Genomic DNA, 8,041 nt, shown 5'->3' on the forward strand with positions numbered 1-8,041 from the left:
GCGGAGCACCCCATGTTCGAAGTCCTGGCCGTCCTGGCCGCCTGCACCGCCACCTGGCTCTGGCTGCCCCCCCGAACCCCAGTCGACCGCCTGGCGAAACTCCACCAACGCCCGCAAAACACTCAGACCCCGGACCCAACAACCCCCGGCTGGGCCCCCAAGCCAGCCAGCCGCCGCCGAACCCTCACCCTGGCCGCAACCGCCGGCCTACTAGCCGCCCTCGCCATCGGCGGCATCGCCGGCCTCCTGACCGGCCCACTCATCGCCGTGACAGCCGCCATCATCCTGGCCAAACGCGAGCCCCCAGAACGAGCCAAAGACCGCCTCCGCCTCACAACAGACCTGCCCTTCGCCGCAGACCTGATGGTCGCCTGCCTCCAGGGCGGCCAGCCGGTGAGCGAGGCCACCGCCATAGCCGGCACCACCGTGGGCGGCCCCCTGGGCGAACGCCTCACCTGGGTCAGCGGCCAGCTACGCCTCGGCGCCGACCCCGACCCCACCTGGGCCAGCCTCGGCGACGACCGCGCCACGAAGCAGCTCGCCCGAGCCATGGTCCGAGCCGCTCAGAGCGGTGCCCCGGTGGCCGACGTCCTCTCCCGCCTGGCCGACGACGCCCGCGCCGCCTCGCACGCCGCCGCCATGGCCCGAGCCAGACGCGTCGGCGTCATGGCAGTCGCCCCCCTGGGCCTGTGCTTCCTGCCGGCGTTCGTCCTGCTCGGCATCATCCCGGTTATCGCGGGCCTGGCCAGCAGCATCGTCCTCCCGATGTTCCCTTAGGCCTCGACGAAGTTGCCGGCGAACTCCTCCCCGGGCGGGATCTCCGTGATGACATCGATGAGCACCCCATCCGGGTCCGCCACGATGAAGTGCCGCTGTCCGAAGGCCTCACTCCGCAGCTCCAGCTCGGCCGTCAGCCCGCCCTCGACCACGAGCCGCTGGTACTCCGCGTCCACATCCTCGACCTCGAAGTTCAACAGCAGCCCCCGCACCGGCTGGCGGTACGCCTCGGGCAACGTCGGGTGGCTGTGGTCGAGCAGAGCCAGCTCGTACGGCTGAGCGCCGCCCCGCCGCAGGCTGACGTACCAGTCCGCCTCGAAGGTCACCTCGAACCCGAAGTGCTTCACGTAGAACTCCCGAGCCTCCTGGACCCGTGAGCTGCAGATAACCGGATAGAAGCTGGTCAGCTTCATGACTCCTCCTTCGCATACCGTTGGTATGTGAAATCTATTGGCGTACCATCGGTATGTCAACGAGGAGAGTGAATGATCAGCCGAGCCGACCAGCGCGACCAGACCCGCCACTCCCTGCTGCGTGAGGGCCGACGCCTGTTCACCGCGGAGGGCTACGCGGCAGTCAGCCTGGCCCAGATCGTCACCGCCGCCGGCGTCACCAAGGGCGCGCTCTACCACCACTTCGCCAGCAAGGCCGATCTCTTCCGCGCCGTCTTGGCGGAGGTCCAGGCCGAAGTCGCCCGCGAGGTCGCCCAGACCGCCGACGCCCAGCCCGATCCCTGGTCCCAGTTCGTCGCCGGCTGCCATGCCTTCCTCGCCGCCAGCACCGCCCCAGCCGTCCAGCGCATCATGCTCATCGACGGCCCCGCCGTACTGGGCTGGAACGAGTGGCGCACCCTCGACGAAGCCACCTCCGCCCGCCACCTCGCCGAGGCCCTCACCGCCCTGATCGACGCCAACCTCATCCCCCCGCAACCCATCGCCCCCCTCACCCACCTCCTCTCCGGCGCCATGAACGAGGCCGCCCTCTGGCTAGCCAGCACCACCACCCCAGACGCCCTCGACGCCACCCAAGCCGCCCTCACCCGCCTCCTGAACTCCCTCCGCACCCCCACTTCCTGACATTTGCGGGGGTCCCACCTCCCCGCGCCCCTTCAGGGCCACGACACCTCCGGCTCCGAGGCACTCCCGGCTCCGCGGCACTCCCGGCTCCGCGGCACCCCGGCTCCACGGCCCCTTGGACTCCATGGCACCTCTGATCTTGCGGCGCCCCTGATCTCTGCGGTGCCCCTGACCTACACAGCGCCTCTGATCTCGGTAGGGCCCTGACCTCGACGGGCCCCTCCCACATCGGTGTCCGTCCGCCGTGCGCCATCCCGGGCCCTACGTGCCGCCCCCGGCCGAGCAAAGTGCCGCGCCGACGCTTCCTGTGCCCAGCAGCTCCCTCAGGGCTATCCGTTATCCACACCCCACTCCAGCTCGCCACTTCATCCACAGAACCGCGCTCGGCGCCTCCGCCCCGACACCGCCATCGAGCACCCTGAAGCCACCGCGCCGGAGGCAAGCTCTGGCCCACGAGGAGGAGGCACCATGAGCGACACCCCCACCCCGGACCCCACAACCCCGCACCCCACCACTTCAGACCCCGTCACTCACAGCGCATCCAAGGCGCACCATCGCTTGACCCACCTGAAGACCAAGCTCGCCGCCCACGTATCCGTCCCACGCCGAGACCGCGGGATGTCCACCGCCGAGTACGCCGTAGGAACGATCGCAGCCTGCGCATTCGCAGCACTGCTGTTCAAGGTTGTCAGCAGCCCCGAGGTCCAGCAGATGCTGTCGAGCCTCATCGACCGCGCCCTCAACACCACCGGCTGAGTTTCCCCGGGCGCCCCACACCGAGCCCGGCCCCCCCCGCATCAGGCGAGCCCAGCCTCTACCTCATCACGCGAGCCCAGCCTCCGTCCCGCCACCTGTGCACGTCTGCACTGACTTCCTGCCACCCAGTACGGCACGCCGCACCCCTCCGGCCACTGACCACCAACCCCCGCCTCAGCCTCGCGAAGGAACCAGTTGTGCGCTCACACCCAGCGAGACCACCCCGACCGAGGCTGAGGCGCCGACCACACCAAGACCCAGCAACGGGATCCAAGAGCCGCACCACAAGCAGCCGAGGTGCGGTGACCGCGGAGACGGCAGCGATGCTCCCCGCCCTGATGATCGTCTTGGCCGCAGGCGTGTGGACGGTCCAGGTGGTCGGCGCCCAACTCGAATGCGTAGACGCCGCACGAGCCGCAGCAAGAGCAGCGGCACGCGGCGAGCCCCCCGACCGCGTCCGCCAAATCGCCCGCTCCGCCGTACGCCCAGGCGCTTCGGTCGAACTCCACGTCACCTTGGAAACCACCCGTGCCGAGGTCTCCCTCCGAATGCGCCCGACCTGGGGCCTGCCCCTACCGCCGGTCATCGTCTCTGCCAGCTCCACCACCATCACCGAGCCCTGAAGGACCCCAACGTGCCGTCTATCGCAGCCCCCTCCCACCCCGTCCGCTCAAATTCGGCAAGGCGAGATCGCGGGTCAGGCACCCTGTGGGGCGTGGCCGCCATGGCGATGCTGCTGATCGTGTCCACAGCCGTCGCCACCATCGGCGCAGCCCGGGTAGCCCGGCACCGTGCACAAGCCGGAGCCGACCTCAGCGCACTCGCCGCTGCACAGCTCGTCCTGACTGACCCGGAAGGCGCCTGCCGCGCCGCAGCCCGCGTCGCCACCCTGAACTCGAGCGCCCTTCAACGGTGCGCTGTCACCGATCTCGTGGTGGACGTGGACGTCTCGGTACGCGCCGAACTGCCGATAGCCGGCACCCGGACCGTGGTCGTCCACGCCCGCGCCGGCCCGACCCGCCTCGGCCCGGTCCGTACCACTCCTCTCCCCGCTGTCTCGAGGCTCCCCGCTGTCTCGAGGCTCCCCGCTGTCTTGAGCCCAGCCTCCGCCCCGGTTCCCGACCATCACCCCTGACTCATTCCTGATCGGCCGGGTCTTCGACCACTTCGCGGATCTTGACGGTCACGTGGCCGAGGGACCGCAGCCTCCGCGGCACAGTCTGGGCAAGTGGGTGGCGAGCACCAGGCGGGTCGGCGGGTCCTCAAGTCCGGACTCGTGTCCTCAAGCCCGGGCTCCGTGCAGGAGCCCGCAGCCAAATGCCCTACGTGACCCAGGCGCGATCAGTTCTCATTCAGCAGAGTGTCGAGGAGTCGGAGGGCGCCGGCCTTGTCGAGTGGTTCGTTCCCGTTTCCGCACTTCGGCGACTGAATGCACGACGGGCACCCGCGGTCGCACTCGCACGAGGCAATCGCCTCCCGAGTGGCCGTCAACCAGTCGGCAGCACGGGAGTAGCCACGTTCGGCGAAGCCGGCCCCACCCTCATGCCCGTCGTACACGAAGACGGTGAGCTGGCCGGTGTCAGGGTGCACCTCGGTCGAGACCCCGCCGATGTCCCAGCGATCACAAGTGGCGAAGAGCGGGAGGAGGCCGATGGAGGCATGCTCGGCCGCGTGAGCGGATCCGCCCAGGTCGAAGCCGGCCTCGGCCAGCGGGGCGACGACCTCGGGCGGGAGAGTCCACCAGACGGCACGGGTGCGGAGGGTCCGGGGCGGCAGGTCAAGGGGCTCGTCGCCCAGCAGTTCGCCGGTCTGCATGCGGCGCTTGAGGTAGGAGACCACCTGGCGGGTGACCTCGACCTCGCCGAAGTGCAGGTTGGCTGCGCCCAGCGCATGGGAGCGCAGGGTGGACAGGACCGTGATGTCGGTGATGTCGCGGGCGAAGGTGGAGTAGTCGGGCTGAGCGCTGGAGACGAGGGCGACTCCGGCGTCCAGGTCGAGCTCGTCGACGAGGAAGGTTTCGCCTTGGTGGATGTAGACGGCGCCGGTGTGGACCGTGGTGTGGGCGGAGGGCTCGTCGACCGTGCCGAGCAGGCGGCCGGTGGCGGCTTCGACGACCTGGACGGGCGCGCCGCCCGAGCCGCGGATGTCGGCCAGGTCGGTGGCACGCTCGCGCTGGGTCCAGAACCAGCCGGCCGGGCGCTTGCGGAGCAGGCCCTGCCGTACCAGATCTTCCAGGACCTCTGGAGCGGTCGGACCGAAGGTGGATAGGTCGGCCTCGGTCAGCGGGATCTCGGCGGCCGCTGCGCAGAGGTGAGGTCCGAGGACGTATGGGTTGTCCGGGTCGAGCACGATCGCCTCAACCGGCTGGCCGAAGAGGGCGTCGGGGTGGTGGACGAGGTAGGTGTCCAGGGGGTCGTCGCGAGCGATCAGTACGGCAAGCGCGTCCTGGCCGTCGCGGCCTGCCCGGCCGGCTTGCTGCCAGAGGGAGGCGCGCGTGCCGGGCCAGCCGGTGATCAGCACGGCGTCCAGCCCGGAGACGTCCACGCCGAGTTCCAGGGCGTTGGTGGAGGCCAGCCCCAGGAGAGTGCCGGACCGGAGCGCGCGTTCGAGGACCCGGCGGTCTTCGGCCAGGTAGCCGGCCCGGTAAGCGGCCACCTTGTCCGGGAGGCTTGCCAGCTCGTCGGCTTCGCTTGCTCCGTTGGTGGCGGCGTCGGAGCCGGAGGTTGCTGGAGCTCCGGCACCTGAGCTACTTGGAGCCTTGGAGGCGCCTGAGGTGGCGGGTTCTGCTAGGTCGTCCGAGGTCGACCGCGGGAACGGAACCGAGGGCCCGTCCTTGGGGGCAGTTAGGGCTACGTCTGCGGGCTCTTCGGCGGTGCTTTCGTCAGCATCTACAGGCTTGACGCGCTTGTCGTCACACAGGGGTTCTGCGTCGGAGAGGGCGCTGTCCCCAGGTTGGGACCGGGCGGGGGTTGTGGCGGGTGTCTCGTCCCCAGGTTGTGGAGGGGCGGGGGGTGCGGAAGGTGCCTCGTCCCCAGGTTGTGGAGAGGCGGCCTTTGCGGGGGGTGACTCGGAAGAGTCGGTCGGCACGGCGGGGCGAGAGGGGAGGAGGTCGTCCCAGGAGAGCAGAGGGTCAGTGGCGAGGTGGGCAGGGTCAGTGGCGAGGTGGGCAGGGTCAGTGGCGGGGTGGGCAGGGGCGGGGTGGGCAGGGTCAGTGGCGGGGTGGAGAGAGCTGGTGGCGGGGTGGGGGGAGGGGGTGGCGTGGTGGTGGGGGGTGGCGGCTAGGGAGTGGGCGACGTCGGTGAGTTTGGCGCGGGCGGACAGAGCGACGGTCTCGGCGCCGCGGCGGGAGCGGACGAAGGCGAGGGTACGGACGTCGGCCAGGACGAGGTCGGCGAGGAGGTCGGCGGCCTCGGCGGTGGCGGTACGGCGGACGGGAGCACCGCCCTCGCCACGCAGGTCGGTCAGTGGGGGCTCCCAGAGGGCGAAGGTCGTGGAGCCCCGGGGGGAGGCGTCAACGGTGACCTCGGCCATCTCCAGACCGGTCAGGCGGGTGCCGGACTGGGCGGGGTCGCTGGCGGTGGCGGAAGCGAGGAAGAAGACGGGGGAGGAGCCGTACCGGGACGCGACTCGACGCAGACGACGGAGGATCTGCGCGACATGGGAGCCGAAGACGCCGCGGTAGCCGTGGCACTCGTCGACGATGACGAGGCGGAGGCGGCGGAAGAAGGTGGACCACTGCGAGTGCCGGGGGAGGAGGCTGCGGTGCAGCATGTCGGGGTTCGTGAGGACGTAGTTGGCGTGCTGACGGATCCAGGTGCGCTCGTCGAAGGGGGTGTCGCCGTCGAAGGTGGCGGCACGGAGCTGGGTGAGGCGCAGGTCACGCAGGGAGCGGAGCTGGTCGGCGGCCAGGGCCTTGGTGGGTGTGAGATACAGCACGGTCCCGCCCTCGATCACGGAGGAGAGGGCCGGCGTGAGGTAGGCGAGGGACTTGCCCGAGGCGGTGCCTGTGGCGATGATCACGTTTACGCCCCGGTGGGCGAGGTCGGCGGCCTCGTACTGGTGGGACCAAAGCCCCGTGATGCCGTGGTTCGCCAAGCGCGTAACCAGCACTTCCGGGGTCCAGTTCGGCCATCCGACTTGACCCGCCTGACGTGCTGGAACATGCTCCACATGGGTGACACGCTCATGACGTGCGGGAACACCGAGCAGGTGCTGGAGGAGTGGACCGGCTCGGCGTGGGGAGGAAGTCGAGGAAGTCACTGGTTTCCAGTCTGGCATCCATGGGCAAAGTCGCCGGGAATCGTGATTTCGTATAGACGTAAGCAAGACCCGTGGTTGAATGCCGCGCGTCGGGGTCGGGCAGCTTCAAGCTTGCCAGGCCCAAGAGAGTACTTCGCAGGCGAGGCGCTGGAGGATCTGTGGATCTGAAGTTGGATCACCACAACGAAGATCGACTCACCATCGTGGAGGTGGAGGGTGAGATCGATGTCTACACGGCGCCCAGGTTGCGTGAGCTTCTGATCGACCTCGTCAACAAGGGCAACTTCCACCTTCTCGTCAACATGGAGAAGGTCGACTTCCTCGACTCCACCGGCCTGGGTGTCCTGGTCGGCGGGCTCAAGCGGGTGCGCGCGCACGACGGCTCCCTGGAGCTGGTGTGCACCCAGGAGCGCATCCTGAAGATCTTCCGGATCACCGGGCTCACCAAGGTTTTCGGGATCTACGCTTCGGTCGACGAGGCCAAGGAAGCTCACGGCCGAGACAAGTAGTCATGGCAACCGTCGAGCTGACGTTCAGCGCCCTCCCCGCGCACGTGAGGACGGCGCGGCTGGTGGCCACGGCGATCGCCCGCCGCACAGGCGTGGAGGAGTCGCTGCTGGACGAGGTCAGGCTCGCCGTCGGAGAAGCCTGCTCCCGGGCGGTCGAGGCGCATCGCGCCCACTGCCCGGGAGAGCCGATCCGCATCGAGCTCCGTGACGACTCTGGCCGCTTCGAGGTCACTGTGAGCGATCTCGCTCCCAGTGACGAGCATGAGCAGGAGCGGCCGCTGGATTTGAGCATGCTCTCCGACTCGTACACGAGTGGGTTCGGGATTGCCGTGATCGCCGGGCTGGCTGATGATGTCGAGGTTTTTCCGAGCCCTAAGGGGATGCGGATTCGGATGAGTTGGCCGGCCGGGCTGAATGGGCATGCGGCTGGGTAGCCCGGTTTTCGGGTTTTGGTGGGGCGTCCGCTAGGGCTTTGCCGTGGGTTGTGCGGTGGGGGTTCTGACGGGCGCTTTTCCTTTGGTGCGGTGGAGGCGTCCTTCGGGGCGCTTTTTCCGTTTTGGAGGGGGATGTACGTGGGCCGCCTCGGACTGCCTGGGGAGGGTGTGGGGGCTCTCAGCGGTAGGCGAGATCGGCGTGTCGGCTGTCGGCGGTGGCGAGGGTTCG

9 protein-coding genes are annotated in these 8,041 nt (G+C 69.3%); 7 read left to right on the top strand and 2 right to left on the bottom strand.

What is annotated here, in order from left to right:
- Positions 1–267 precede the first annotated feature (267 nt).
- Positions 268–777, top strand: coding sequence for a type II secretion system F family protein (locus tag ACIBG7_RS30465; RefSeq protein WP_397338445.1), 510 nt, complete (start codon positions 268–270; stop codon positions 775–777).
- Here ACIBG7_RS30465 and ACIBG7_RS30470 read toward each other — a convergent pair.
- Positions 774–1,190, bottom strand: coding sequence for a VOC family protein (locus tag ACIBG7_RS30470; protein WP_357919559.1), 417 nt, complete (start codon positions 1,188–1,190; stop codon positions 774–776). The genes ACIBG7_RS30465 and ACIBG7_RS30470 overlap by 4 nt on opposite strands.
- 72 nt (positions 1,191–1,262) lie before the next feature.
- On the opposite strand from ACIBG7_RS30470, the gene ACIBG7_RS30475 reads away from it, so the two are divergent.
- The 4 genes from ACIBG7_RS30475 to ACIBG7_RS30490 all read left to right on the top strand — a co-directional run bounded on the left by ACIBG7_RS30475 (position 1,263) and on the right by ACIBG7_RS30490 (position 3,744).
- Positions 1,263–1,853 carry a TetR/AcrR family transcriptional regulator gene (locus ACIBG7_RS30475; RefSeq protein ID WP_397338447.1) on the top strand — a complete coding sequence of 197 codons (591 nt, stop codon included), beginning with the start codon at positions 1,263–1,265 and terminating at the stop codon, positions 1,851–1,853.
- A gap of 468 nt (positions 1,854–2,321) precedes the next feature.
- Positions 2,322–2,609: a DUF4244 domain-containing protein gene (locus ACIBG7_RS30480; protein ID WP_397338448.1), complete on the top strand. Its 288-nt coding sequence runs from the start codon at positions 2,322–2,324 to the stop codon at positions 2,607–2,609.
- Positions 2,610–2,911: 302 nt separating this feature from the next.
- Entirely contained in the window at positions 2,912–3,232 is a 321-nt protein-coding gene (locus ACIBG7_RS30485) for a TadE family type IV pilus minor pilin (protein ID WP_397338449.1), read from the top strand.
- An 11-nt stretch (positions 3,233–3,243) separates the two neighbouring features.
- Positions 3,244–3,744, top strand: a complete 501-nt coding sequence (locus ACIBG7_RS30490) for an Rv3654c family TadE-like protein (protein ID WP_397338450.1) — start codon at positions 3,244–3,246, stop codon at positions 3,742–3,744.
- A 206-nt stretch (positions 3,745–3,950) separates the two neighbouring features.
- On the opposite strand, the gene ACIBG7_RS30495 is transcribed toward ACIBG7_RS30490, so the two are convergent.
- Positions 3,951–6,887 carry a DEAD/DEAH box helicase gene (locus ACIBG7_RS30495; protein WP_397338451.1) on the bottom strand — a complete coding sequence of 979 codons (2,937 nt, stop codon included), beginning with the start codon at positions 6,885–6,887 and terminating at the stop codon, positions 3,951–3,953.
- Positions 6,888–7,027: 140 nt separating this feature from the next.
- Here ACIBG7_RS30495 and ACIBG7_RS30500 point away from each other — a divergent pair, with 140 nt between their 5' ends.
- Both ACIBG7_RS30500 and ACIBG7_RS30505 read left to right on the top strand, forming a co-directional pair.
- A complete protein-coding gene (locus ACIBG7_RS30500) occupies positions 7,028–7,378 on the top strand; it encodes an STAS domain-containing protein (protein WP_181610166.1) in 351 nt (116 codons plus the stop codon).
- 2 nt (positions 7,379–7,380) lie between these two features.
- On the top strand, positions 7,381–7,812 hold the full coding sequence (locus tag ACIBG7_RS30505; protein WP_357919577.1) for an ATP-binding protein: 432 nt from the start codon (positions 7,381–7,383) through the stop codon (positions 7,810–7,812).
- Positions 7,813–8,041 lie beyond the last annotated feature (229 nt).

Source organism: Nonomuraea sp. NPDC050328, from assembly GCF_044459405.1.
GTDB lineage: Bacteria > Actinomycetota > Actinomycetes > Streptosporangiales > Streptosporangiaceae > Nonomuraea.

What these genes read in the sequence shown, in the direction of transcription:
- ACIBG7_RS30480 (WP_397338448.1), top strand. Translation starts at nt 2,322, where the DNA reads ATGAGCGACACCCCCACCCCGGACCCCACAACCCCGCACCCCACCACT.
- ACIBG7_RS30495 (WP_397338451.1), bottom strand. Translation starts at nt 6,887, where the DNA reads ATGCCAGACTGGAAACCAGTGACTTCCTCGACTTCCTCCCCACGCCGA.
- ACIBG7_RS30505 (WP_357919577.1), top strand. Translation starts at nt 7,381, where the DNA reads ATGGCAACCGTCGAGCTGACGTTCAGCGCCCTCCCCGCGCACGTGAGG.
- ACIBG7_RS30475 (WP_397338447.1), top strand. Translation starts at nt 1,263, where the DNA reads ATGATCAGCCGAGCCGACCAGCGCGACCAGACCCGCCACTCCCTGCTG.
- ACIBG7_RS30470 (WP_357919559.1), bottom strand. Translation starts at nt 1,190, where the DNA reads ATGAAGCTGACCAGCTTCTATCCGGTTATCTGCAGCTCACGGGTCCAG.